Genomic DNA, 25,438 nt, shown 5'->3' with positions numbered 1-25,438 from the left:
TAGAGGAGAAACGTTATGAAAAAAACGGTGAAATTATTAGCCATCTCAACTGCATGCTCAGCACTTTTTGCTGGAAATGTGTTTGCTCAGGATCTTAGCCAAAAATCTTGGGCTGAAATTGAAGAGCAAGCGAAAAAAGAAGGTCAGGTTGTTGTCAGTATTTGGTATCTTCAACCACAGTTTCGAGCCTTTGTGAAGCAGTTTGAAGAGGAGTATGGTATTAAAGTGCGTATTCCGGAAGGAACGAATGAAGGCAATGTGAACAAATTAATTGCTGAAAAAAACCTAGAAAAAGGGAAAATGGATGTTGTGGCGATTGGAGGAGATGTTTTTCCAACAGTGCAAAAAGCCGGTGTCATTGAAAAAATTAATTACCTTCCTAATTTTGAACAAGGTAACCACTTTTTACAGGGGGTCGCTTTGGGGGATGAGGGAATTGGATATTGGGGAAATCAAACCGGGTTAGCTTATGATCCTCAACGAATTTCCGAAGATCAATTACCACAAACTTGGGAAGATGTTCAAAAATATTTAGATTCTCATCCGAAAAAATTTGCTTATGCTGATCCGAATGGTGGTGGTTCAGGTAAAGCTTTTATTGAACGAGCATTACATTACATCAGTGGAGAATATGATTATCAACATCAAGCCTTTAATCCTGAACAAGTGAAAAATTGGGGAAAAACTTGGGATTGGTTTGTTGAGAATAAAGATAAAATGACACGCACATCATCCAATGCCGATAGCTTAACCCGTTTAAATGATGGTGAATTAGATTTAGTTGCAGCATGGCAAGATCATTTGTTTAGTATGCAAAAACAAGGTGCAGTGACTTCTCGCTTAAAATTTTATGTGCCGAAATTCGGTATGCCGGCAGGTGGAAATTTATTTGTTGTTGCCAAAAATAGTAAAAATCCTGCGGCATCTTTAGTTTTCATTAACTGGATAGTTTCACCTGAAATTCAACAGAAATTAAGTGAAAATTTTGGTTCTCGTCCATTGAATAAAGATACCGGAAAAGCGGATATTCTCTTTTTCCCTGTTGGCTGGTCAAAACCGGCAATGGCCTCTTTTACGAGAGAAGTTATTGCAAAATAGCCTTTATTCATCGCATTTTTTAAAAGGGTACTTCGGTATCCTTTTTATTATATAATCCATTGCATTTTTATTTTTTCAGTGAATTGTTAAAAGGAAAGTATGAATGGCTAATCCTATTCTTTCTTTACGGGCAAGCGAAAGGCTTTTACTTCGTTTAATTCGTCAATATACACCTTCTCGGGCAGAACTAAGTCAACTTTCAGGGCTCACACCCGGTACAGTTAGTCAATATTGTCGTAAATTGCAATTTCTTGGATTAATCCGTGAAAATGAAAAACAAGTGAAAAAGAGGGGGCAGCCTTCATTTCACTTGAGTTTGAACCCTACGGGGTGTTGCTCAATAGGCATTACTTTTCTTACGGATAGCTTTTCACTTTCTTTGGTAGATTTTACGGGTAAAAAAATTGCGAATTCAACATATCTTTACCATAATTCAAATGATTTGGCGGTGTTACTTGATCAAGTAAAACAATCAATTTATTCGTTACTGGAAAGAAAGTTCCTGTCGGAAGCGCGTATTCTTGGGGTAGGAATTTCTATTTCTGGTGTGGTATTACCTGATGAGTCCCGTAGTTCCCCGTGGTTTCCCCTTTTACAGAATCAGCCCAATCTTACAATGCTGTTTGAAAATGCCTTAGGTTACCCATGCCACATTGAAAACAATATTAATACTATTGCGATTGGGGAATATTATTCGGGACGTTGGAATAAAATCAATGACATTATTGTAATTAGTCTTGATTTTGGTATTGGTGCTGGAATTATTTCACAAGGTAGATTAATTAGAGGGGCTAGAGGAAATGCAGGGGAAATTGGCGCATTATTTCCTTATGATAAACCTCGTCCAACATGGAAAAATTTATGTCAGAAATTTGAAAAATTGCCTTCTAATGAATTATTAAAAACCATGCTTTGTGAAAAGCATCCGGATATAGAAGCCTGGCTTAACCATGCTAAACCACAAATATTGTCACTTATTCTTTCGGCAATTGCTTGGTATGATCCCAAACAAATTGTACTCACAGGGCTATTGCCAACAAATTTTATTGATGAATTAATTGATTACGCACAAAAATCAGAAATTTTAACAAATATTTCACACCCGATAGCGACATTATCAAGCAATCAAATTAGCGTAGAGGATATTTCTATCGGTGCAGCTATCTTGCCTATTTATATTCTTTTGCAAGAAAATCGTGATTTATCTAAGAAAAGCCTAAAATAATGTAAAAAAGGATGATCTGACTAAGGGAAGAAAAAGATTAAAAGTGCGGCTGAATTTGACCGCACTTTTATCATTTCTTTCCTAACCCGTATTACGCATTCCTGCGGCAATGCCGGTGATGGTGATCATCAAGGCTTGTTCCACATCAGGATTTGGTTGATCCGGATTTTCACGGAAGCGGTGGAGCAGCTCTACTTGGAGAAGATTGAGCGGATCGGTGTAGATGTTGCGTAATGCAATGGATTCGGCAATCCATTGTAAATCGGACATCAGTTCGTTACGGTGGGAAAGGGAAAGCACCGTTTGAATATCCGCTTGTAATTGTTGGCGTAGGTTTTCGCCTAAATACCAAAGCTCTTTTTTCACTAAACGTTGATCATATTGTTGTGAAAGCCAGAGGTCTGTTTTGCTGAATACCATTTCCAGCATCCCAATTCGGGTGGAGAAAAACGGCCAGGTTTGGCACATTTCTTCAATAATTTCACCTTTACCATTTTCAATGACTTGACGCACAGAAGCGCCAGCGCCTAGCCATGCTGGCAACATAAGGCGATTTTGCATCCAAGCGAAAATCCAAGGGATGGCTCGAAGGCTTTCAACGCCGCCATTTGGGTTACGTTTTGCCGGGCGTGAACCCAGTGGTAATTTAGAGAGCTCTTGTTCCGGTGTAGCACTGCGGAAGTAAGGCACAAAGTCTTTATCGCCCCGTACGACATCACGGTAGATTTTGCAAGAAATGGTGGAAAGCTCATCCATAACGGTACGCCATTGTGCCTTAGGCTCAGGCGGTGGTAAGAGGTTGGCTTCTAAAATGGCGCTGGCGTAGAGGTCGAAAGTTTCCACCGCTACGGCAGGTAAACCGAGTTTGAAACGGATCATTTCCCCTTGTTCTGTAACACGCAAGCCATTTTTTAATGAACGTGGCGGTTGGGAAAGTAGGGCAGCATGAGCCGGTGCGCCACCACGGCCGATAGTGCCGCCACGACCGTGGAATAAGGTGAGTTCGATCCCCAGTTTTTCCGTTAAATTTACCAAGGCTTCTTGAGCACGATATTGTGCCCAAGAGGCCGCCATCATACCGGCATCTTTGGCCGAATCTGAATAGCCGATCATCACCATTTGGCGGTTGTTGATGACACCTCGATACCAACCAATATTGAACAGTTGGGTCATCACTTCTTCTGCGGCATCTAAATCATCTAAGGTTTCAAACAGAGGCACAACAGGAATGTGGTGAGGCACACCGGCCTCTTTGAGCAATAAATGGACGGCAAGAACATCAGAAGCACTGCGTGCCATAGAAATCACATAACAAGCAATTACCCCTTGTTTTTGGGCCGCAACCACTTTACAGGTATCAAGAATTTCTTGTGTTTCAGCGGAAGGTGTCCAATTTTGAGGAATGAGTGGACGGCGTGAACTTAATTCACGAATTAAGAAAGCTTGCTTGTCTTCTTCTGTCCATTGGGAATAATCACCTAAGCCGATATAGCGGGTAATTTCTGCAATGGCATCTGTATGACGGGTGCTTTCTTGACGAATGTCCATTTGTGACAAGGTGACACCAAAGCAACGGATACGATGTAAAATATCAAGCAATGAGCCGTTTGCAATAATACGCATACCGCATGCCATAAGGGATTGATAACAATCGTAAAGGGGTTCCCAAAGTTGGTTATCTTCTAAAATAATCTCATTTTCTGTGACACGAGGCAGGCGCTCGGCAAGGAGATCGTCAAAGTAGGCAAGGGTGGTGGTGAGTTTACTGCGTAAGTCTTTTACCACCACACGGTAAGGCTCTAAATGATCGCCATATTTTGCTCGAAATTCATCGGTACATTTCACCATGGAAAGCTCATCGGCAAGTTTACTGATGTCTTGCAGGAATAAATCCGCCGCTTTCCAACGGGCAAAATTAAGCACTTTTCGAGTGATTTGAGCGGTAACAAATGGGTTGCCGTCACGGTCGCCCCCCATCCAAGAAGAGATGCGTACCGGTTTTAGCCCCACCGGCAAATCATAGCCTAAAAATTCACGGGCATTTTCATTTAATTGACGAAGAAATTCCGGCACAGCTTGCCAGAGGCTGTTTTCCAACATGGCAAAGCCCCATTTTGCTTCGTCAAAAGGGGTTGGCCGAACGGTGCGAATTTCGTTGGTATGCCAGGCTTCGGCAATTAACCGAAGGAGTAGGCGTTCAATGACACTTCGCTCTTTCGGTGTCAGATCACCATGTTCTAATTTGCTTAAACATTTGTTGATTTCAACGTGTTTATGGATAAGCGAACGGCGGGTGGTTTCCGTAGGGTGTGCGGTTAACACCAGTTCGATTAAGAGTTTTTCAATGGTTTTATAAACATCTTCTTTTGACGCATTTTCCGCTTTTAAACGGGTGAATAGGGCGTGTAAAGAACGTTCCGAGGGTGCTTTTTTTGAATGTTCACGAGAGATAGTTTGATATTGTTCAGCAATATTGGTGAGGTTCAAAAATTGGCTGAATGCACGAGCCACAGGGATGATATTATCCGTTGAAATGTTCGCCAGTGTTTCGAGCAAGGCTTGACGGGCTTTGTCGTCTCCGGCACGGGAATCACGGGATAATTTGCGGATATTTTCGATAAGCTCAAGAATATCAGCCCCTTGTGCATCGTTAATGGTTTCACCGAGAAAACGTCCTAACATATTGATGTTATTACGCAGAGTAGCATACGCTTGTGTCATACAAACTCCTAAAATTAAATTAAAAAATAAAACTGGGTGTAGGTATAACTAAAAAGAGGTGTTCGGTCAAACCCTATAAAAGAAAAGATTGATAAAAAACAAAAAAATTAAAGATTTCTCAAAAGACAACCGCACTTTCTATTGATTATGTAAAAAGTGCAGTCATTTTTTAGTGAATTTTATGAAAGGGTTTTAACGGATTTTCTGATAACCAGTTCGGGGTGAATATCAATTCGGCTTTGAGATTGAGGTAAATTCTCGTTGTCTTTTTGTGAAATACGTTCAAATAACAAATTCACGGCTCGTGCGCCGAGGCGAGATTTGGATTGGTGAATGGTGGTTAAAGGAGGCGCATAAAAACGTGATGAATGAATATTATCATAGCCAATAATGGAAATATCATCGGGCACTCGTAAGCCTTTTTCTGTAATAGCGGAAATCGCCCCTAACGCCATGACATCGTTACAGCAAAACACTGCAGTGGGGAGATCTGCTTGGTTAAGGATTTTATTCATACATTCATAGCCGTCTTCCGGTTCAAAATAGCCTTCCGTGACCCAATTTTTATTGATGCTTAAATGCGCTTCTTTCATGGCTTTTTCAAAACCTTCATAGCGGGTTTTAGCTGTCGTTTTTGTGAGTTCACCTGCGATAATACCAATTTTTTTATGACCGCAATCAATTAAATATTTTGTGGCTAAATAGCCACCGGTAAAGCTGTTATCATCAATGATATCGGTATCACCATTGGGGCCCCAATCCATCACAACCATCGGTACGGTGGAAAAATTAGCCAGTAAATTAAGGGAGGTTTGAGTATATTCGGAACACATCACTAGCAAGCCATCTACCCGTTTTTTAGCCAACATTTCTAAGTGGTTTTTAATTTTTTCAGGATCATTTTGTGTGTTACACAAAAAAAGGGAATAGCCTTGACGATAGCAATGTTCTTCCACGGCGTGAATAATTTCCGCAAAGTAGGGGGTTTCACTGGTGGTGACGATCATGCCAATGGATTTCGTGGTGTTGACTTTTAGGCTTCTTGCCACGGCACTTGGAGAATATTTTAAGGTTTTAATCGCATGTTGTACGGCTTCTTCTGTTTCTTTTGCAACAAATCGGGTTTTATTAATTACATGGGAAACCGTGGTGGTGGAAACGCCCGCCATTTTTGCCACATCTTTAATCGTTGCCATAGTTGATTTTCCTTAAAAAAATTTTTCCCATTATAAGGATTGTTTAAGAATAGTTAAGTGGAGAACAAAAATTTTTTAAAAAAAGGTCGTTTTTTTTCTTTTTCTTGTTAGAATGGCGGGGATTCAACATCAATTTAAGGAGAAAACAATGAGTGATTTAGGTTATGCGGTTGTTTCCGCTGCGTTAGTTATGGCTTTTATATTTGGATTAACATTCGCTATTTTTTAATTTAATACGATAGCTTTTTCATCACCGCGCTAGGGTTTACACTAGGGGTTTCTACTAGGGTTTCCAAAGTGCGGTGATTTTTTTCGGTGTTTTTTGCTTGAGGATTAAAAATATGGTAAAACTAACGCCGTTTTATTCATTAACGAAATAGGAAGTACAATGTCAAATTTACAAGCAATTATTGAATCCGCCTTTGAAAAACGTGCAGAAATTACGCCAAAAACGGTGGATGCAGAAACTCGAGCTGCGATTGAAGAAGTGATCGAAGGTTTAGATAGTGGTAAATATCGTGTTGCAGAAAAAATTGAGGGTGAATGGGTTACTCATCAATGGTTAAAAAAAGCGGTATTGCTTTCATTCCGTATCAATGACAACGAATTGATTGATGGAGCGGAAACTAAATATTACGACAAAGTCGCATTAAAATTTGCCGATTACACAGAAGAACGTTTCCAACAAGAAGGCTTTCGTGTTGTGCCGTCTGCCACTGTGCGTAAAGGGGCCTATATTTCGAAGAACTGTGTGTTAATGCCATCTTATGTCAATATCGGGGCTTATGTGGGCGAGGGTACGATGGTTGATACTTGGGCAACAGTAGGTTCTTGTGCACAAATCGGTAAAAATGTTCACTTATCCGGTGGGGTCGGTATTGGTGGCGTATTAGAACCATTACAAGCCAATCCAACTATCATTGGTGACAACTGCTTTATCGGCGCACGTTCTGAAGTGGTGGAAGGGGTGATTGTTGAAGACGGTTGTGTGATTTCAATGGGCGTATTCATCGGTCAATCCACGAAAATTTATGACCGTGAAACCGGTGAAATCCATTACGGCCGTGTACCGGCAGGATCGGTGGTGGTTTCCGGTAGCCTTCCGTCAAAATGTGGTAAATATAGCCTTTACTGTGCGGTGATCGTGAAAAAAGTGGATGCGAAAACCCTCGGTAAAGTCGGTATTAACGAGTTATTACGTTCTATCGAAGAATAATTAAAAATTTTCTCAAAACAAACCGCACTTTGTTGTCACAAAATGCGGTTTTTTCTTTTATCAGCAATGGATTATTTCTTTTTGGCTAACATTGTCACAAATTTCATTTTAATGCGATTGCCATTTTCATCGGTTTTGTGTAACTCGCCCATTTCTTCATTGTATTTAATCAATTCCCAGTCTTGGTAATAATTTTTCAATTCATTTTCTTTGAACGTGAAAGAAAAAGGCATCGGACAAGGCACATCCTCTGTGGACATCGCAGCAACAATTAAATTGTATCCACCGATATTGGTATGTTCCTGCATATTGTGAATAATTGCTGGTATGCGTTCTCGGTTTAAGAACATGAAGACCACAGTAGAAAGAATAAAATCGTAGTTTTCCTGAATATTGGCAGTGTTAATATCATAAAGTGCGGTTGATATGCTGAGATTTTCTTTGTCCTTGGTTTCATTTAAGAAAGCGAGGCTATTGGCATTATGATCCCAAGCGGTAACATTAAACCCAAGTAAACTTAAGAAAAGGGAGTTTCGTCCTTGTCCACAACCGAGATCGAGGGTTTTACAAGGTTTAATGATATTGACTGCATTTTTTACTTCAGAATGGGTGGCCGTCATATTGTATTTTTTGTTGAAGTAATCTTCTTTTTTACAATAAAATCCAAGAGTACATTCCAAATCCTCCGTTAAGGCTTCTACTCGATGCCAAGCTTGCGGCTCAACGAATGGTATGTCGCTTTCCGGTGTAAAAATATGCTCGGCAAGCACATCCCCCGTTTCCGTTAATTCATAAAATTTGAGTTTGCCTTTTAATACGGTCAATTTTCCCCAAGTCCCTGCTTTGGTATTATGCTTTTCCTGAAACATTTGGGGGAGTTTATCTTTCGTCCAAATCGGCATTTGTTTATAGCAGATGAGTTGATTTGTCATACTGATCTCCAATAGGTTTGATAATAGTTGAGTGTAATAGTAGGTTATATGCTTTGAATTTTCAATGAAAAAATAAAAAAGGCGACAAAATGTCGCCCAAATAAATACTTAATTGATTATTTCACCTGCATACCGGCAGTGACACCGCTATCAGCAGAAAGCAAGAATAAATCACTGCCTCCGCTACCGGCGGAAAGTATCATGCCTTCTGACACACCAAATTTCATTTTGCGTGGTGCAAGGTTGGCTACCATAATCACAAACCGACCTTCTAATTCTTCCGGTTTGTTATAGGCCGCTTTAATGCCTGAGAAAACTTGGCGGGTATGATCACCAAGATCCAATTCAAAACGTAAAAGTTTATTAGATTCCGGCACGGCTTCGCATTTCAACACTTTGGCAACCCGCATATCTAATTTTGCAAAATCATCAATGGTGATCGTTTCAGCAATCGGTTCGATATGAGAAAGTGCGGTCGATTTTGATACTGTTTTTTCCGCAGTCTGATTGCTTTGTGCAAACAAGGCTTTAGTTTCATTAATTACCGCATCAATTTGTTTTTTCTCTAAACGGGAGAACAGCGCTTTGAACGGTGAAAGGGTATGACCCAGTAAAGGTTGGGCGAGATTATCCCAAGCTAATTCACTTTGTAAGAACGCTTCTGAGCGTTCAGCCAGTTTGGGTAATACCGGTTTTAAGTAGGTCATTAAAATACGGAAGAGTTCAATGCCCATGGAGCAAACCGCTTGTAGCTCGGCTTCTTTACCTTCCTCTTTGGCGATCACCCAAGGGGCTTTATCATCAATGTATTTATTGGCTTTATCTGCCAAGGCCATAATTTCACGGATCGCTTTATTAAATTCTCGGGTTTCATAATAGGTGGCGATTTGTTCGGCTCGTGCAGTAAACTCGGCAAATAATGCCTCATCTTCTAATTTATCGGCTAATTTTCCGTTAAAACGTTTTGCGATAAAGCTCGCATTACGAGAGGCTAAATTCACTAATTTGTTAACGATATCCGTGTTTACCCGTTGAACGAAATCCTCTAAATTAAAATCTAAATCTTCAATGCGATTATTGATTTTTGCCGCATAGTAATAACGTAAGCACTCGGGATCAATGTGGTTCAAATAGGTGCTGGCTTGAATGAACGTGCCACGGGATTTTGACATTTTCGCCCCATCGACAGTGACATAACCATGGGCAAACACATTTGTTGGTTTACGATAACCACTCCCTTCTAACATCGCAGGCCAAAATAGGCTGTGGAAATAGACGATATCTTTTCCAATAAAATGATAAAGTTCTGCTTCACTGTTTTCAGCCCAAAACGCATTAAAATCAATGCCTTCACGATCACAAAGGTTTTTGAATGATGCCATATAACCAATTGGTGCATCCAACCATACATAGAAGAATTTATCTGTTGCTCCCGGAATTTCAAAACCAAAATAAGGCGCATCACGAGAAATATCCCATTGTTGTAAACCGCTTTCAAACCATTCTTGCATTTTGTTGGCGATTTCCGCTTGAAGAGAACCTGAATTTGTCCATTCTTTCAACATGTTTTCAAATGCTGGCAAATCAAAGAAAAAGTGTTCAGATTCTTTCACAATCGGTGTCGCACCGGATATTGCAGAACGAGGGTTAATTAAATCCATTGGACTATAAGTGGAAGCACAGACTTCGCAGTTATCACCATATTGATCTTCTGCTTTACATTTCGGGCAAGTTCCTTTCACAAAACGATCCGGCAAAAACATCTTTTTTTCCGGATCATAAAGTTGTTCAATCACTTTGCTTTTGATGAAACCCTTTGATTTTAATTTGTTATAAATTTCTGCGGTGATTTGTTTATTTTCTTCACTGTGAGTGGAGTGATAGTTATCAAAACTAATATTAAAACCGGCAAAATCACGAATATGATCCGCTTTCGCTTTAGCGATCAATTCTTCCGGTGTCATACCTAATTTATCGGCATTGAGCATAATTGGCGTACCATGGGCATCATCAGCACACACGAAATAAATCTTATTGCCACGCATACGTTGAAAACGCACCCAAATATCCGCTTGAATATGCTCGAGCATATGGCCTAAATGAATTGCACCATTAGCATAAGGGAGGGCGCAAGTGACTAACATTTTACGGGGTTGAGTTGTCATTGTTGTTCTCTTTTATTACACAAAAAAATTGCCGTTATCTTACCTGAGAAAGGGTATTTTTTCTAGCTTGAAAAACTTTAGCTTAACAGACCGCACTTTCCGTGATTAAATATCCCGACTTATTTAGTTGATTTTGTATTTTTAGACAGGATATTTTATGACAATCTATTTTTCCGACAATCTGACGTCAACACAGCAAACCCAGCTTCAACAAGTTTTTCAGCAATTTCAACATCCTCATTTACAAAAAGATCTTCTTTCACTCAATGCCCTAAAAAAAGTTGAAAAAGGGGGCGAGACATTACGCATTGAATTACAACTTCCCTTTGCATGGAATAGTGGCGTAGCACAGCTTAAACAAGCTATTTCTGAGGAACTATTAAAAATTGCAGCGTGCAAAACGATCAAATGGGAGGTGAATTATCAAATTGCCACCCTAAAACGAGCGAATAATCAGCCTGCCGTAAAAGGGGTGAAGAATATTATTGCGGTAACCTCCGGTAAAGGTGGGGTGGGAAAATCCAGTGTTTCGGTGAATTTAGCCTTGGCGTTGCAAGCTCAAGGAGCGAGAGTGGGTATTTTAGATGCGGATATTTACGGCCCATCGATCCCTCATATGTTGGGCGCGCCTCATCAACGCCCAACCTCTCCGGATAATCAACATATCACCCCCATTAAAGCGCATGGTTTATCGGCAAACTCGATTGGTTTTTTAATGGATGAAGACAGTGCCACTATTTGGCGTGGTCCAATGGCAAGCAGTGCATTAAGCCAACTACTCAATGAAACCCTATGGGATAGCTTGGATTATTTGGTTATTGATATGCCGCCCGGCACGGGAGATATTCAACTTACCCTGTCACAACAAATTCCGGTTACCGGTGCGGTGGTGGTGACCACACCACAAGATATAGCCTTACTTGATGCGGTAAAAGGAGTATCCATGTTTGAACGGGTATCTGTACCGGTGCTAGGCATTGTAGAAAATATGTCGATGCATATTTGTAGCCAATGTGGGCATCACGAAGCCATTTTTGGCACCGGTGGTGCTGAAAAAATGGCGGAAAAATACAAGGTGAAAGTATTGGCACAGTTGCCGTTACATCTTCGTATCCGTGAAGATTTGGATACTGGCAACCCAACTGTGGTGGCGGCACCGGAAAGTGAAATCGCACAAGCTTTCCTACAATTGGCGGAGAAAATTTCCACCGAACTTTATTGGCAAGGTTCAGTTATTCCAAGTGAAATTTTGTTTAGAGAAGTAAAATAGGGGCTGACTATCCGCTTTTTTGTTATAATGTATTACGTTACATTATGAGATTGAATTTGGTATTTATTACATTAATAGGTGATTTTTATGAAAAAAAGTTTTTTGACATTAGTGCCATTATTGTTTAGCCCATCAATATTGGCTGATGAACCTTTTTTCGATGTAAAATTAGGTGTGACTGAAACTGTTGTAGTCCAAGGAAAAAATTATATTTCTTTTACACCTTTAACAGATTTAATTTTCAAAAATATGATAGTTAATGATGGTGCATGTTTAATTGGATATGGAAATGGTGCAATGGCTCCAGATTATTCAACCCTATGGGAAAGTACTCGTCTAGGGGGAACTCATGAAGTTGTTAAAGGTAAAAGCGGTTCAGTCTATACCACTTGTGATATTAATCAAATTAATAAAATAGAATTAGTAACAGATAAAGGTAGGCAAATTATTCAATATAATTTAGATACTGAACCGGTAATTACAATCAAGAAAGGAGAAGAAATAAAAAAAGATCAAGTGAAAAAAGCTGATCCTAATTTGTTAAATCAACTCTACAATGTTTCTAATTATACTTGTTATCAAACTAAAGATGAAATTGATGAAATAATTGAGTTATGTACTATTCTACCGACTCATGATATTACAGAGTTTGCCTTACCTGGAGTGCCATCAACGTCTAAAATTGTATTAACTGAATTCGCAAAGGAAGAAGCGAGAAAAGCACGATATATTGAGCTACTTGAAACCTATCCAAAAGAAAAACCAAAATTTGAGACTAAAAGATTGCCATCAAAACCATCATTCAATGTTAGTGATGGCGTGATTAGATCTGGCTATGACCCTCGTAAAGCACTTGTATCTGCTGAATCGGATTTAGCAAGAAAGATAAAACGATATGAATCAAAATTAGAGGAGTTAGTTGATTTAAAAATCAGGGTGCCTAAGATTGAAAATGAGATTTTAAATGATAAAAAACTCATTGCAAAAATTAAAAGTTTAAAAGAAGAACCTTCCCCACGTGTCATGAAAACACTCCAAGATGCGGAATATCGTTTGAAATTTAATTTATTTAAGTTGGAAGGTGATACCAGTGTTCCTTTTTCTGAGTTTGAAAGAAAACTAGAGGAAAAAAAACGTAACATACAGGAAGCAAAAGAGAAAGTGATGACTCTCCGAGAAGAAGTGAAAAAATATCTTCAGGATAATTCTTCTGAAACACAAACAAACTAATTATTTTAGAAGATTAATCTAATTTAACGGTTACTCTTTGAAATCTCACTATTGGTGAGATGATGAATAGGAATACGTTATCTGATTAGATTTAATCTTCTACAAATAATCGCAATTTGTCAGTTAAATTTTAACCGCACTTTACCGCACAATCTCATAACAAGGCTCGTAGGCTTTGCCGGTTGGGAGTTTCATTCGGTGTTGTTGAATGAAATCTTGTAGGACGGTGTCGACTTTTTCCATTAAAGTGCGCTCGCCTTTGAGTTTAAATTTTCCTAATTGGGCAATGGCATCTTGTGCTTGAGGTTTAATGTTGCCAGCGACAATGCCGGAAAAAACTTGGCGGAGATTGGCGGTGAGATCCATTTTGGATTGATTAAAATGTAACGCTAAATTTGCCATGTTTTCATGGGTTGGGTCGAAAGGATGTTGAAAACGTGGATCAATTTTTAGCGACCAATTAAAGCCGTAAGAATCATTCGTTTGACGGCGTTGGGTTTTCACCTCTTCCATGGCTTTTTTCATATGGCGTGCCACCGTTACCGGATCATCAATCACAATGCTATACAGTTTTTGCGCTTCTTCACCAAGGACTTCGCCAATAAAGCGATCAATGGTAGCAAAATAATCCGCACTTTCTTTTGGCCCGGTTAAAATCACCGGTAAATGCTGTGCTTTATTTTCCGGATTGAGTTTTACGCCGAGGACATAGAGCAGTTCTTCAAAAGTTCCCGGGCCGCCCGGAAAAATTAAAATACCATGTCCCATACGAACAAAGGCTTCCAGACGTTTTTCGATATCCGGCATGATAATCAGTTCGTTCACAATAGGGTTAGGCGGTTCGGAAGCAATAATAGACGGCTCGGTGATACCCACAAAACGGCTGTTTTTATAACGTTGATTGGCGTGTCCGATTGCCGCCCCTTTCATTGGCGCTTCCATCACCCCCGTGCCACAGCCGGTGATGATATTCATTTCTCGTAAGCCCAGCGCTAATCCCACTTGGCGGCAATATTGATATTCCACTTCATTGATTGAATGACCGCCCCAGCAGACGACTAAATTAGGATGTTCGCCCACAATCAATGCTTTCGCATTGCGTAAAATAGAGAAAACTTGGTTTGTGATTTGTTTGCTATCCTGCATTGGGGCATCTTGATGCAGCAGATTGACAAATAAAATATCACGCAATACCGCAAAAAGGTGGTGCTGAATATTGGCAATAATTTTATCGTCCACAAAGGCACGTTCCGGGGGATTATGAAGTTCTAAACTCACCCCTCGTTCACGCGCCACAAGATGAATATCAAAATCGGTATATTGTTGTAATAATGCTCGGCTATCATCGGTGATCGCCCCGGAGTTCAGTACTGCAAGGGAGCAATTACGATAAAGTTGGTATAACCCCGATTGGGCTGTTTTGGTAAGACGTTCTACTTCGAGATGAGAGAGCAACGCCATGCTGCCTTTCGGGTTGATAAAATGGATATTCGACATAACAATCCTTATTGTCTGGCTAAACGTAAATTTTCCGGTAAGTTTTCAAAATTGGAACGGAAAGGGTTGATATCCAAACCGCCCCGGCGGGTATAGCGAGCATAAACCGTGAGTTTTTGTGGTTTGGCATAGTGCATTAAATCGCAAAAAATACGCTCGACACATTGTTCGTGAAATTCGTTATGCTGACGGAAAGAGACAACGTAACGTAATAATTTTTCCCGATCAATTTTTTTACCCACATAGTGAATTTGAAGAGAACCCCAATCCGGTTGGTTGGTAATTAAACAGTTTGATTTCAATAAATGGCTGACTAAATATTCTTCGACCACCTCATCAGAAACGCAATTATCTAACCAGCCCGCATTAAATTGATAGTCCGTAATTTCAATGTCTTGCTCATCAATACATTCACCTTGTAACCTATCAATCTGTTGGTTTTGATAAAACGCCAGTGAATTTAACCGCACTTTCACCTCACCTTGGGCACATTCTGTTAAATCTTGTTGCATAATTTGTGCAACTTGGTTGAAATTGGCGAATTTTGTTTGGTTAAAGCTGTTTAAATAGAGTTTAAAACTTTTCGATTCAATTAAATTTTGACTTTGGTGATCCAAATAAATATCGGCAATCGCCACTTGTGGCACACCTTTTTCATTAAGCCACGAAATTTCATAGGCTGTCCAAATATCGGCACCGATTGTGAAAGGTTGGCTTTGGCTAATGCCTAAAGCATCACGGTTTAAGGCTCTGGGTACGGCTTGTAATAAGGTGCAGTCATATTTGTTGGCATAGTTGGTTTTTTGACCAAGTTTCAGTGAGGTTAATCCGTAATCTTGCTTGTTCATTGTGTTTCCTCGCTATAAAAAATTCCATGAAATATTTGAGAGCAATCGACATTGATCACATTTAAAATGAAATATTTCAAAAATCGGTTCACTTAACGCCCAGTTGCCACCACATTCAGGGCAGTGTCGATGTTGCTCATTTTCAAGGGATTGACCGCCCACTCGATACAGATAATAGTAGGTGGGAATATGGCTTATTTTTTCGATTTCTTGTGCCAAATAGCGTCCGTGTTTTGCCAATCGGCTTTGATGATTGGTGATTTCCTCTAGAGCTTGTTGTTCCAAAATTGCACCATTCATTTGAAGCTGATCACAGGCTTGCCAATTTTCCTGCCATTTAATCACATCTTGACTTAAGTGCGGTTGATTTTTCAATTGTTTATAAAGGGGAATCGGGGAAAAATCTTCGCCACTGTGGAGCGGTGAGCAACTTTGTAAATGGGTGGTATAAAGTATTTGCCATTCAGGATGTGTGTTTGAGGCGGTTTGATCACTATTGAGATCATCCCCCATAATTTGAAAACCCTCAAAAATCAGACCGCACTTTTGAGCCTTTTCCAAGGCATCATCGACTTCTACATTATTATATTGAGGTAAAAGGCTGTCTTGCTCAGGGCAGATAACACGCATGGCAAAGCCTTGTTGAGCCTTTTTCTCCACCAAATAGAGCGGAATTTCACGCCCGATAATTTGACCGTTATAACGCCATTGATCGATAACCACATTCAGCAAGCGGCTTTGCTCTGAAACGTCATTTTCAAGAGCGGTCAATTTAAAGAAGGTTTCAATTAAGTACATAACTGGTTTAATTTTTGTCCAATTTGATTTAAGCCGTTTAAACGGGTTTCACTTAAACGTTGTGCAATGCCGAGTTCGCTAAAAAAAGCAGTGAGATCAAATTGGCTTAATTCCTCGGCGGTTTTGCCATTGATTTTTTCTAACAATAACCAAAGTAAACCGTTCATAATACGGGCTTCGCTAAAGGCACGGAATTGAAAAGTGCGGTCATTTTGAGGGGCAATTTGAAACCACATCTGTGCTTCACAGCCATGAATTTGTTGCATTTTGGCAAGATCTTCATCACTTGGGCGAGGCAAATTTTTGCCGGCTTGAATAATCAGTCGGTAGCGTTCTTCCCAGTTTTTGGTTTGTTTTACTTGGTCGATCATTGTAAAAGTTCCAAAGCGTTATCCAGTGCAGCGAAGAATTGTGCCACATCCTCCGGCGTATTGTAAGGGGCAAAAGAAAGGCGTAACGTAGTGCGTTCCCCCAGTCTTGCTAAATAGGGTTGAGCGCAATGTTCGCCCACACGCAAAGCAATTTGTTGTTCGCTAAGCAAGGTAGAAAGATCCGAGCTGTCTATTCCCTCAAAGATGAAGCATACAATCGTGCTTGCTTGTGGGGAATTAAATAATCGACAATTGGCATAGTCTTTTAGTCGCACTTTCACCGATTGCGCTAATGTTACCGCGTGTTGCTCGGCACAGGTAACATCCCATTGGGATAACCAATCTAATACGGCATTAAAACCAATCACACCGGCGATATTAGGCGTGCCTGCCTCAAGACGATAGGGCAAATTGGCAAAAGTGATGTTTTCTGCTGAAACACGATCCACCATTTTACCACCGAAAAAGAGAGGGGTGAGCTGTGAAAGTGCGGTCAATTTTCCGCTTAAAACGCCAATTCCGTTTGGTCCATAAAGTTTATGGGCGGAAAAGGCAAGAAAATCCGTATCAAGATCTTGTAAATCAATTTGAATATGGCTAATCGCTTGGGCTGCATCCACTAAAACAAGGGCATTGCTGTGTTGGCGGATAATTTGAATGAGGCGTTTAACAGGCTGTTCCGTGCCGGTAACATTGGAAACAAAATTTAATGCCACCAGTTTTGTGCGCTCATTGAGGGCGTGTTTTAATGCCGTTTCATCAATAAGCCAATTATCCAAAATCGGCAAAACTCGTAGGGTGGCTGCGCATTTTTTGGCGGTTTCATGCCAAGTGACAAAATTCGCATGGTGATCTGCCTGGCTTATTAGAATTTCATCGCCTGTGTTTAAATGAGGTAATAACCCATTCGCTACTAAATTAATAGCGTGGGTTGTGCCTGATGTCCAAATCACCGCTTTTTCATCTTCTGCATTAATCAGCCGTTTTACTTGTGTGCGGGTCTGTTCATATTGGGCGGTTTGCTCTGCATCATATTGGCTGCGATGTACCGAACCGGCTGAGGCATAAAATTCAGCGGTGCGTTCAATTAAAACATTGGGTTTTAATGCTGTCGCCGCACTATCTAAATACACTGTGGCCTGAGGGTGTTTAAAATAAGGGAAGTTTTCTTTAAAGGATTGATAATCAAAAGCCATATTTTCTCTCCTGTTTGCGCCATTCATCGGGTGGAATAGGGGAACTGCCAGCCCATAAGCCTAATCGTTTCGCTTGGGCTTTTTGTTGTGCCTGTAAATAAATACTGTGGCGAAGAGAGTGATGATATGCCCAAGCCATACCGGATTTCACCATGGCAAGATTAATGTTTTTTCCGTTGTGATAGACGGTTGCCAGTGTCCGTTTATACCGATCTTGACCGCTTATTTTTAAGCTCACCCAGCGTTTATAAATGAGGGCTGAAAGCTGTTGTTTGGCTTTCTTTCCAAAGGGCTGATTGCGTTCCGGTGCATCAATTTCTGCTAAACGGATTTTGATGTTTTTCTTTCCCTTCATCAGGCAAGTGATGGTATCGCCATCACTAACTCCCACCACAAGACAATTGCGGAAAGGTTGAGCGTAGGCTGAAAGTGCGGTTAAAAAAAGCAATGAAATTAAAATGATGATATTTTTAATCATAACATTATAAAAAAATAAGCCTTGCATCCCGGCGAATTTTTGTTCAATTTCTACGTTGAAAAAGTGAGTTGGCTATTGTAACAAATTACAGCGCAAATGAGCGATAAGTCATGGTTTTTGATCAAACGCATAAATTCCTGCGTTTTTCAAGAAAAAGGCTGGCGAAGGGGAAAGAGATAGGCGTAAAATATTTTTTAAATATTATTGAAAAAGTTGAAAAGGAAAAAGATGTTATCTAAGTCGTTTCTTTTACTTCGTTCCTTATTAATACTTTACATCATGCTTTATCTTGGTAATCAACTTGCCCATTTTGTCCCCGCCGGCGTGCCGGGGAGTATTTGGGGATTGCTGTTGCTTTTTATGGGGTTGACGACAAAACTCATTCCTTTTGAATGGGTTTATTTGGGGGCGAGTTTGTTAATTCGCTATATGGCGATTTTGTTTGTCCCCGTGAGTGTGGGGATCATCAAATATTCCGATTTATTGTGGGAAAAAATGACGATTTTGATTATTCCCAATGTGATCAGCACTTGTCTTACCCTTGTTTTTATCGGCATCGTGGGAAATCGTCTATTTGAACGCCAATCCTTTCGTCATAAACGCCAGAAGGTGCTGGCTAAACGCGCTGCACGAGAAGAAACCTCATCCATTAAATAGAGTGAAATGATGAATTATTCCCTTTATCTTTATAGTTTTTTAACGATTTTCGGATTTTGGCTTGCCCTCCAAATTAATAAACGTTGGAAATCCATTATTTTCAATTCATTTATCCTTACCGTGCTCATTTTGGTCGTCATTTTAGTGATGGGAAAAATTCCTTATGATGACTATATGCAAGGCAATGCTCCCATCAATCATTTATTGAGCCTGAGTATTGTAGCGCTTGCCTTACCACTTTATGAACAATTACGACAAATTGCCAAGCAATGGCGTATTATTCTTTCTGTTGTCTTACTTGCTTCTGTATTTTCGATGTTGAGTGGCGCAATGATTGCCTTAATTTTAGGGGCGACACCGGAAATGGTGGCAACAGTACTGCCAAAATCCATTACGACACCGATTGCGATGGAGGTTTCCGCCCATTTAGGCGGCATTCCTGCGGTTACCGCCGTAGGGGTGGTGTTGGCCGGCTTACAGGGTTCTGTTTTCGGCTATTTGATTTTGAAAAAAATCGGGTTACGCCACCAAGAAGCGATAGGTTTATCTGTAGGTGCGGTATCTCACGCTTTGGGGACAGTAAGCTGTATGGAAATTAACCCTAAAGCGGGGAGTTATAGTTCGATTTCTTTGGTACTTTGTGGCATTATCAGCGCTATCCTTGCACCTTTGGTGTTTAAAATAATTTATGTGTTTATAGCCCTATGAAAAATACCTTATCCCCTCGTTGGACTGAACGGTTTATACCTGATTTACCCCGTGAAAAAGACTATCGTCCGCCATTTCGGCGAGATCGTGGACGAATTTTACATTCTGCCGCATTCCGTTGTTTGCAAGCGAAAACCCAAATTCACGCCATTGGTGAAAATGATTTTTATCGCACCCGTTTAACCCATTCATTAGAAGTGGCGCAAATTGGAAGTAGTTTGGTGGCACAGTTAAAGTATGCTGAGGCATTTCATCATTTATCCGAACAATTAAATTGGGAACAAACAGAGCTACAAAAACAGCTTAAAGGGCTACTACCCAGCAATGATTTAATTGAAAGCCTCTGCTTTGCTCATGATATCGGTCATCCGCCTTTTGGGCATGGTGGGGAAGTGGCGTTAAATTTTATGATGCATCAACATGGTGGTTTTGAAGGCAATGCGCAAACTTTTCGAATTCTGACAAAACTTGAACCTTATACCGAAAATGCAGGGATGAATTTAACACGCCGCACACTGCTTGGTGTTGTCAAATATCCTACTATTTTAGATACCGCATCGCCGCAATATGCCCATTTACCTCACTTAACCCCAGTTGATGCCCGTTATGTCAAAATCAGCGATTGGAAACCGGGGAAAGGCCTTTTCCGTGATGATTTAGGGATGTTTCATTGGCTGTTGGAAAATCTCAGTGAAAATGATCGCACTTTATTCAGTTCGGTACAAAAAGTGCGGTCAACTTCTGCCGAGTTTTTAAAAACCCGTTTTAAATCTCTCGATTGCAGTATTATGGAATTGGCCGATGACATTGCTTATGCGGTACATGATTTGGAAGATGCGATTGTGACGAAAATGGTAAATCAACATCAATGGCAAGAAGCCCATGTCGCTTTGGCACAAATTCCTTATCCATGGTTACAAAAAAATATCCAAAAGATTAGTCAAGGGCTTTTCTCTGATAAACATTTTGAACGAAAAAATGCCATTGGGGCATTAGTCAATTTCTTCATTACCAATGTACGTTGGACACTCACCGAGAACTTTGATGAGCCTTTGTTACGTTATAACGCAGAATTACCCGAAGCGGTTGTGATGGCCCTTGATGTGTTCAAAAAATTTGTTTGGAAATATGTGATTCGGAGTGTTGATACGCAGCGAATTGAATATAAAGGGCAAAGAATGTTGACGGAAATGTTCCAAATTTTTGAATCTGACCCTATTCGCCTTTTACCTCGTCACACTGCCGAAGAATGGCAAAATGCACCAAATGAGCAGAAAAAACGTGTTATTTGTGATTATATTGCGAGTATGTCCGATGCCTATGCGATGAGGGTTTATCAACAGCTATAATGAAAACAAGGCTAAATTTGACCGCACTTTAAAGTGTGAAGCCTGATGATAAAGGCGACACATTTTGAAGATAAAAAAAACGCTATTCATAAGAATAGCGGAGGAGGTCTTAAAATAAGAAATTTAAAAAACTGCTTTACGCAGTGCACTAGCAACTTATCAGACCAGCACTTTGTGAGATAGTTCACATTTTTTATAAAATATTAAAAAAAATTTTGGGTAAGTTTAAGTTGTAAAGGTGGAGGGGATGATTTTGTATAAAAAGAGCGGTCATTAAAATATCAATATTTAATGACCGCTCTTTTGGTAAGAGTTAATCCTCTTTTTTAGCGGGTTTGATCGCAAGTAAATTACAGCTGAGCTTACTTATCACATGTTCGGCGGTGTTGCCGAGTAGTGCGGCGGATAACCCGGTTCTTCCGACTGTACCGAGAATGACAAGTTCCGCCTCAATGTCTTTTGCAACCTCGGGAATGACATCTTCAGGAAAACCTTCTCTTACATGAGTATGATCTTCATCAATACCAAATTTTTGACGTAAGGTTTTCATATTGATTAAATGTTGTCCACGAATACCATTTTCATAACCAGAAGTGTTAAATTCCGGTAAATCAATTGCCATATTAATTGGCGTTACCGGATAGGCGGCGACAAGGTGTACATTGCCACGGTTTAAATTTTCTGCAAGGGACATGCCTGTGGCGACAAGCTCTTGATTAAATTCATCTTGATAATCTTGTTCACCGGAAACATTCACTGCAATGAGAATACGGCGTTGATGTTTCCAATTTCCATCACGAACAATTAAAACAGGGACTGGACATTTGCGTAATAGTTGCCAGTCAACCGGAGTGAAAATAAGCGAAGTTAAGCTTTCTTCATCTTTAGTGTATTTTACAACCAAATCATATTGGTTTTTCTCAACTTCTTCACGAATTCCTTCCGCTTCGTTACTGTTCCAAACGATGTGAGATTCAAATTCAATTTGCGGATCGGCATATTTATCAAGATAAAATTGAACCGCTTGACGGTGTTGCTCAATGGCAGTTTTGTGCATCTCTTCTCTTTCTTCAGAGGAGAGCAATGCCGACATTTCATAAGATAAATCATAGACCGCTAATAATGTTGTAATTTTTACTTTTTCAACATTTTCTTGTTCTTTAACAAGACGAACAGCGCGGGCAAGGGCATATTGTTTTTCGTTATCAGGATTAAGTACAACGAGAATATTTTTAAATTTCATAACAACCTCCGTGATGGTGTTGCATAGCATAAGAAAGAATTGATTGTATGACAAGAAAAGATCGGCAAAAAACTGATCTGACAGCAGTTTTCGTTAAAAAGAAAACAAAAAAGCCGCTCAATTAGCGGCTTAGATGTGTAAAATTTTGTTGGTGCCTAGGGTCGGACTCGAACCGACACGGTTATTCACCGGCGGATTTTGAATCCGCTGCGTCTACCAATTTCGCCACCCAGGCTTGGGTACGGGGAGCGATTATACGCTTATAAAAGACCGTATCAAGTAAAAAATGTGCGATTTTATTTATTTGATTTAAAATTAATCAAAAATAAATTGTCATCATGGAAAAGCTTAAGAAAAGAAATAACGCCAAATAAATGCGGAGAGTAAAATACACAACATAATCAGAATTTGAATTAATCGTTTCTTTGTTAATTTTTCAGCAGCCATCTTCTTAAAATGCCTATTTAGTGTTAAAATCTTTGCGGTAGATCAATTTTATACTATTTTAAAAAAATATCTGAGGATTAAATGAAAAATTTCGTTTCAGACACTAAGGCAGGACGCCGAATTCAATTAGGAGGTTGTGCGATTCACTGTCAGGATTGCAGTATTAGCCAACTTTGTATTCCTTTCACGTTAAATGAACACGAACTTGATCAACTCGATAACATTATCGAACGCAAAAAGCCTATTCAAAAATCACAAGTATTATTTAAAGCAGGCGATACACTAAACTCTATTTACGCCATCCGTTCCGGCACGATTAAAAGTTATACAATCAGCGAAGCCGGTGAGGAACAAATTACCTCATTTCATCTGCCCGGTGACCTTGTTGGTTTTGATGCTATCACGAATATGCAACACCCAAGCTTTGCGCAAGCATTAGAAACGGCAATGGTATGTGAAATTCCTTTTGATATTTTAGATGATCTTGCCGGCAAAATGCCGAAGCTTCGTCAGCAAATCATTCGTTTAATGAGCAGCGAAATTAAAAGTGATCAAGAAATGATTTTGTTGCTTTCAAAGATGAATGCGGAAGAACGTTTGGCTGCCTTCATTTATAATCTTTCAAAACGCTATTCAGCCCGAGGTTTCTCTGCCCGAGAGTTCCGTTTAACCATGACCCGTGGTGATATCGGTAACTATCTGGGGTTGACAGTTGAAACTATCAGTCGTCTGTTAGGACGCTTTCAAAAGCTTGGTGTGCTTTCCGTGCAGGGGAAATACATTACAATAAATGATATGAATGCTTTAATTGAATTGACCGGGACAAATAAAACGAAAATTATTGTCACAGAATAAGGATAATTTTCCCTTTCTTATCGAAAAACCACTTCTTAGAAGTGGTTTTTAGCGAGAAAATGTTTGAGATTAAAAATATTCTTTATCTATTTTAAGGAGCTTTTGCACCTCGCTTGAAGTAAAAGGCTGAATTTTTAAAATTCAGCCTTTTCGCTTTATTGTGTAAGCTCAGCACGCAATTTTTTCGTAACATTAACCATCACATTTAATTGCGCAATGGTTTCTGTCCAACCTCGGGTTTTTAGACCACAGTCCGGGTTAACCCATAAGCGTTCTTTTGGTACTACTTGTAAGGCTTTATGTAGTAAATGTTCAATTTCAGCTTCCGTTGGAACCCGTGGGCTATGGATGTCATACACTCCCGGGCCGATATCGTTCGGATATTTGAAATCGGCAAAGGCAGTGAGGAGTTCCATATCAGAACGTGAGGTTTCAATTGTGATCACATCCGCATCTAATGCAGCAATAGCCGGTAAAATATCATTAAACTCTGAATAACACATATGGGTGTGGATTTGTGTATCATCTTGGCAACCCATAGAGCTTAAACGAAAGGCTTCCCCCGCCCATTGTAAATAAGCGTCCCAATCGGCTCGTTTAAGGGGTAGCCCTTCACGAATAGCAGGTTCGTCAATTTGAATGACTTTAATACCGGCTTTTTCTAAATCCAATACTTCATCAGAAAGTGCCACAGCAATCTGTTTACAGACGGTTGAGCGAGGAATATCGTTGCGAACAAAAGACCATTGCAAAATCGTCACCGGCCCGGTCAGCATCCCTTTCATCACTTTTTTCGTTAGGCTTTGAGCATATTGCGACCAACGAACCGTCATTGGTTCAGGACGAACAACATCACCATAAATCACCGGTGGTTTCACACAACGAGAGCCATAACTTTGCACCCAACCGAACTTAGTGAAAGCAAAACCTTCTAGTAATTCACCAAAGTATTCCACCATATCGTTACGCTCTGCTTCACCATGAACCAGCACATCTAAATCTAATTTTTCTTGTTCACGAACCACCAATTCAATTTCTTTTTTCATCGCTGCTTCATAGTCTGCAACGCTTAAATCGCCTTTTTTGAATGCGGCTCGGGCTAAACGAATTTCTTTCGTTTGTGGAAAAGAGCCGATACTTGTAGTAGGTAATAATGGAAGGTTTAGCCAGCTGTTTTGTAATTTAATTCTTTCCTCAAAGGGGGATTTCCGTTGATCTGCACCTTTTGGTAAGTTTGCCAAACGTGCCGCTACTTCAGGACGATGAATTTCTTTTGAATTGGCACGCTCATCAGCGGCTGCTTGGCTGGCATCGATTTCCGCTTGAACCGCTTGGCGACCTTGCTCAAGTGCAGTTTTAATCACTCGCAATTCTTGAATTTTTTGTAAACAGAAAGAAAGCCAACGATAAAGTTCAGGTTTGTTGGTTTGTAATTGGGTTTCAACGGATAAATCATAAGGTGAGTGGAGTAGGGAACAGCTTGGGGCAATCCATAAACGATCAGCGAATTTCGCTTTTAGTGGTTCGACAATATCTAACACTTGGCTTAAATTAGCCCGCCAAATATTACGACCATCAATGATACCCACAGACAAAATTTTGTCGTAATCAATAAAGGCTGAAAGCTGTTCTGGGGCACGCACCACATCAATGTGTAAACCGGCAACAGGTAAAGATTTTAATAAATTAGCGTGTTCTGCCACTGAACCAAAATAAGTGGCTAATAATAATTTTGCGTTCACCTGTGTGGTTAATGTGGCGTAAACCTCTTTGTATGCTGCGACCCATTGTTGCGGTAAGTCAACGGCTAACGCCGGTTCGTCAATTTGAATATAATCTACTCCTTCTTTCGCTAAGGCGTTTAAAATTTCGACATAGACCGGGAGCAATTTATTTAATAAATCAAAACGGTTAAATGCTGATCTGCACCCCAAAAGT

Annotated in this window: 21 protein-coding genes and 1 tRNA gene; 9 read left to right on the top strand and 13 right to left on the bottom strand. The window is 40.0% G+C overall.

Annotated elements, in window-relative coordinates; genetic code table 11:
- Positions 1-15 precede the first annotated feature (15 nt).
- Positions 16-1,098 (top strand): extracellular solute-binding protein, encoded by a 1,083-nt coding sequence (locus tag BKK48_RS00110; protein ID WP_077426200.1) that lies wholly within the window; start codon positions 16-18, stop codon positions 1,096-1,098.
- 241 nt (positions 1,099-1,339) lie between these two features.
- Positions 1,340-2,323 (top strand): ROK family protein, encoded by a 984-nt coding sequence (locus BKK48_RS00105; protein WP_244154841.1) that lies wholly within the window; start codon positions 1,340-1,342, stop codon positions 2,321-2,323.
- An 81-nt stretch (positions 2,324-2,404) separates the two neighbouring features.
- On the opposite strand, the gene ppc is transcribed toward BKK48_RS00105, so the two are convergent.
- Positions 2,405-5,044 carry a phosphoenolpyruvate carboxylase gene (gene ppc, locus BKK48_RS00100; RefSeq protein WP_077426198.1) on the bottom strand — a complete coding sequence of 880 codons (2,640 nt, stop codon included), beginning with the start codon at positions 5,042-5,044 and terminating at the stop codon, positions 2,405-2,407.
- Between the two features lie 179 nt (positions 5,045-5,223).
- Positions 5,224-6,240: an HTH-type transcriptional repressor PurR gene (gene purR, locus BKK48_RS00095; RefSeq protein WP_077426197.1), complete on the bottom strand. Its 1,017-nt coding sequence runs from the start codon at positions 6,238-6,240 to the stop codon at positions 5,224-5,226.
- A gap of 388 nt (positions 6,241-6,628) precedes the next feature.
- On the opposite strand from purR, the gene dapD reads away from it, so the two are divergent.
- Positions 6,629-7,456, top strand: coding sequence for a 2,3,4,5-tetrahydropyridine-2,6-dicarboxylate N-succinyltransferase (gene dapD, locus BKK48_RS00090; protein ID WP_077426196.1), 828 nt, complete (start codon positions 6,629-6,631; stop codon positions 7,454-7,456).
- A gap of 71 nt (positions 7,457-7,527) precedes the next feature.
- On the opposite strand, the gene tehB is transcribed toward dapD, so the two are convergent.
- Both tehB and metG read right to left on the bottom strand, forming a co-directional pair.
- Positions 7,528-8,388 (bottom strand): SAM-dependent methyltransferase TehB, encoded by an 861-nt coding sequence (gene tehB / locus BKK48_RS00085; protein ID WP_077426195.1) that lies wholly within the window; start codon positions 8,386-8,388, stop codon positions 7,528-7,530.
- 116 nt (positions 8,389-8,504) lie between these two features.
- Positions 8,505-10,553: a methionine--tRNA ligase gene (gene metG / locus BKK48_RS00080; protein WP_077426194.1), complete on the bottom strand. Its 2,049-nt coding sequence runs from the start codon at positions 10,551-10,553 to the stop codon at positions 8,505-8,507.
- Between the two features lie 157 nt (positions 10,554-10,710).
- On the opposite strand from metG, the gene apbC reads away from it, so the two are divergent.
- Positions 10,711-11,823: an iron-sulfur cluster carrier protein ApbC gene (apbC, locus tag BKK48_RS00075; RefSeq protein WP_077426193.1), complete on the top strand. Its 1,113-nt coding sequence runs from the start codon at positions 10,711-10,713 to the stop codon at positions 11,821-11,823.
- Positions 11,824-11,910: 87 nt separating this feature from the next.
- Positions 11,911-13,053: a hypothetical protein gene (locus BKK48_RS00070; RefSeq protein WP_077426192.1), complete on the top strand. Its 1,143-nt coding sequence runs from the start codon at positions 11,911-11,913 to the stop codon at positions 13,051-13,053.
- 141 nt (positions 13,054-13,194) lie between these two features.
- Here the strand turns inward: BKK48_RS00070 and ppnN are convergent, their stop codons facing one another.
- The 6 genes from ppnN to BKK48_RS00040 are packed head-to-tail and all read right to left on the bottom strand — an operon-like array spanning position 13,195 to position 18,241.
- Positions 13,195-14,550 (bottom strand): nucleotide 5'-monophosphate nucleosidase PpnN, encoded by a 1,356-nt coding sequence (gene ppnN / locus BKK48_RS00065; protein ID WP_077426191.1) that lies wholly within the window; start codon positions 14,548-14,550, stop codon positions 13,195-13,197.
- A gap of 8 nt (positions 14,551-14,558) precedes the next feature.
- Positions 14,559-15,398 (bottom strand): NADPH-dependent 7-cyano-7-deazaguanine reductase QueF, encoded by an 840-nt coding sequence (gene queF, locus BKK48_RS00060; protein ID WP_077426190.1) that lies wholly within the window; start codon positions 15,396-15,398, stop codon positions 14,559-14,561.
- Between the two features lie 12 nt (positions 15,399-15,410).
- Positions 15,411-16,196 carry a Zn-ribbon-containing protein gene (locus tag BKK48_RS00055; protein WP_077426189.1) on the bottom strand — a complete coding sequence of 262 codons (786 nt, stop codon included), beginning with the start codon at positions 16,194-16,196 and terminating at the stop codon, positions 15,411-15,413.
- The gene (locus BKK48_RS00050; RefSeq protein ID WP_077426188.1) at positions 16,187-16,567 is read right to left on the bottom strand and encodes a SufE family protein; all 381 of its coding nucleotides are present in this window, start codon (positions 16,565-16,567) and stop codon (positions 16,187-16,189) included. Before BKK48_RS00050 ends, BKK48_RS00055 begins: the two co-directional genes overlap by 10 nt.
- Complete coding sequence (locus BKK48_RS00045; protein WP_077426187.1) at positions 16,564-17,763, bottom strand: cysteine desulfurase; 1,200 nt, start codon at positions 17,761-17,763, stop codon at positions 16,564-16,566. Before BKK48_RS00045 ends, BKK48_RS00050 begins: the two co-directional genes overlap by 4 nt.
- Positions 17,753-18,241, bottom strand: a complete 489-nt coding sequence (locus BKK48_RS00040; RefSeq protein ID WP_077426224.1) for a thermonuclease family protein — start codon at positions 18,239-18,241, stop codon at positions 17,753-17,755. Before BKK48_RS00040 ends, BKK48_RS00045 begins: the two co-directional genes overlap by 11 nt.
- A gap of 228 nt (positions 18,242-18,469) precedes the next feature.
- Between BKK48_RS00040 and BKK48_RS00035 the strand changes: the two genes are divergently transcribed.
- From BKK48_RS00035 to BKK48_RS00025, 3 genes are read left to right on the top strand one after another with little or no spacing between them, the layout of a single operon-like run.
- The gene (locus tag BKK48_RS00035) at positions 18,470-18,898 is read left to right on the top strand and encodes a CidA/LrgA family protein (RefSeq protein ID WP_077426186.1); all 429 of its coding nucleotides are present in this window, start codon (positions 18,470-18,472) and stop codon (positions 18,896-18,898) included.
- Between the two features lie 6 nt (positions 18,899-18,904).
- Positions 18,905-19,606, top strand: coding sequence for a CidB/LrgB family autolysis modulator (locus BKK48_RS00030; RefSeq protein WP_077426185.1), 702 nt, complete (start codon positions 18,905-18,907; stop codon positions 19,604-19,606).
- A complete protein-coding gene (locus BKK48_RS00025; protein ID WP_077426184.1) occupies positions 19,603-20,955 on the top strand; it encodes an anti-phage deoxyguanosine triphosphatase in 1,353 nt (450 codons plus the stop codon). The genes BKK48_RS00030 and BKK48_RS00025 overlap by 4 nt, the downstream gene beginning before the upstream one ends.
- 313 nt (positions 20,956-21,268) lie before the next feature.
- Here BKK48_RS00025 and uspE read toward each other — a convergent pair whose 3' ends face one another.
- Both uspE and BKK48_RS00015 read right to left on the bottom strand, forming a co-directional pair.
- Positions 21,269-22,198: a universal stress protein UspE gene (gene uspE, locus BKK48_RS00020; protein WP_077426183.1), complete on the bottom strand. Its 930-nt coding sequence runs from the start codon at positions 22,196-22,198 to the stop codon at positions 21,269-21,271.
- Between the two features lie 149 nt (positions 22,199-22,347).
- Positions 22,348-22,433, bottom strand: a tRNA-Leu gene (locus tag BKK48_RS00015).
- Positions 22,434-22,726: 293 nt separating this feature from the next.
- Between BKK48_RS00015 and BKK48_RS00010 the strand changes: the two genes are divergently transcribed.
- Complete coding sequence (locus BKK48_RS00010) at positions 22,727-23,500, top strand: FNR family transcription factor (protein WP_077426182.1); 774 nt, start codon at positions 22,727-22,729, stop codon at positions 23,498-23,500.
- 155 nt (positions 23,501-23,655) lie between these two features.
- Here the strand turns inward: BKK48_RS00010 and metE are convergent.
- A partial coding sequence (gene metE / locus BKK48_RS00005; protein ID WP_143538720.1) for a 5-methyltetrahydropteroyltriglutamate--homocysteine S-methyltransferase occupies positions 23,656-25,438 on the bottom strand: 1,783 nt, incomplete at its 5' end.

This window comes from Rodentibacter heidelbergensis (genome assembly GCF_002000125.1).
Lineage (GTDB): Bacteria > Pseudomonadota > Gammaproteobacteria > Enterobacterales > Pasteurellaceae > Rodentibacter > Rodentibacter heidelbergensis.
The sequence above is the reverse complement of the archived record's forward strand: the minus strand, read 5'-3'. Positions and strand labels throughout refer to the sequence as shown.

What these genes read in the sequence shown, in the direction of transcription:
- BKK48_RS00110 (WP_077426200.1), top strand. Translation starts at nt 16, where the DNA reads ATGAAAAAAACGGTGAAATTATTAGCCATCTCAACTGCATGCTCAGCA.
- ppc (WP_077426198.1), bottom strand. Translation starts at nt 5,044, where the DNA reads ATGACACAAGCGTATGCTACTCTGCGTAATAACATCAATATGTTAGGA.
- purR (WP_077426197.1), bottom strand. Translation starts at nt 6,240, where the DNA reads ATGGCAACGATTAAAGATGTGGCAAAAATGGCGGGCGTTTCCACCACC.
- dapD (WP_077426196.1), top strand. Translation starts at nt 6,629, where the DNA reads ATGTCAAATTTACAAGCAATTATTGAATCCGCCTTTGAAAAACGTGCA.
- tehB (WP_077426195.1), bottom strand. Translation starts at nt 8,388, where the DNA reads ATGACAAATCAACTCATCTGCTATAAACAAATGCCGATTTGGACGAAA.
- metG (WP_077426194.1), bottom strand. Translation starts at nt 10,553, where the DNA reads ATGACAACTCAACCCCGTAAAATGTTAGTCACTTGCGCCCTCCCTTAT.
- apbC (WP_077426193.1), top strand. Translation starts at nt 10,711, where the DNA reads ATGACAATCTATTTTTCCGACAATCTGACGTCAACACAGCAAACCCAG.
- BKK48_RS00070 (WP_077426192.1), top strand. Translation starts at nt 11,911, where the DNA reads ATGAAAAAAAGTTTTTTGACATTAGTGCCATTATTGTTTAGCCCATCA.
- ppnN (WP_077426191.1), bottom strand. Translation starts at nt 14,550, where the DNA reads ATGTCGAATATCCATTTTATCAACCCGAAAGGCAGCATGGCGTTGCTC.
- queF (WP_077426190.1), bottom strand. Translation starts at nt 15,398, where the DNA reads ATGAACAAGCAAGATTACGGATTAACCTCACTGAAACTTGGTCAAAAA.
- BKK48_RS00055 (WP_077426189.1), bottom strand. Translation starts at nt 16,196, where the DNA reads ATGTACTTAATTGAAACCTTCTTTAAATTGACCGCTCTTGAAAATGAC.
- BKK48_RS00050 (WP_077426188.1), bottom strand. Translation starts at nt 16,567, where the DNA reads ATGATCGACCAAGTAAAACAAACCAAAAACTGGGAAGAACGCTACCGA.
- BKK48_RS00045 (WP_077426187.1), bottom strand. Translation starts at nt 17,763, where the DNA reads ATGGCTTTTGATTATCAATCCTTTAAAGAAAACTTCCCTTATTTTAAA.
- BKK48_RS00040 (WP_077426224.1), bottom strand. Translation starts at nt 18,241, where the DNA reads ATGATTAAAAATATCATCATTTTAATTTCATTGCTTTTTTTAACCGCA.
- BKK48_RS00035 (WP_077426186.1), top strand. Translation starts at nt 18,470, where the DNA reads ATGTTATCTAAGTCGTTTCTTTTACTTCGTTCCTTATTAATACTTTAC.
- BKK48_RS00030 (WP_077426185.1), top strand. Translation starts at nt 18,905, where the DNA reads ATGATGAATTATTCCCTTTATCTTTATAGTTTTTTAACGATTTTCGGA.
- BKK48_RS00025 (WP_077426184.1), top strand. Translation starts at nt 19,603, where the DNA reads ATGAAAAATACCTTATCCCCTCGTTGGACTGAACGGTTTATACCTGAT.
- uspE (WP_077426183.1), bottom strand. Translation starts at nt 22,198, where the DNA reads ATGAAATTTAAAAATATTCTCGTTGTACTTAATCCTGATAACGAAAAA.
- BKK48_RS00010 (WP_077426182.1), top strand. Translation starts at nt 22,727, where the DNA reads ATGAAAAATTTCGTTTCAGACACTAAGGCAGGACGCCGAATTCAATTA.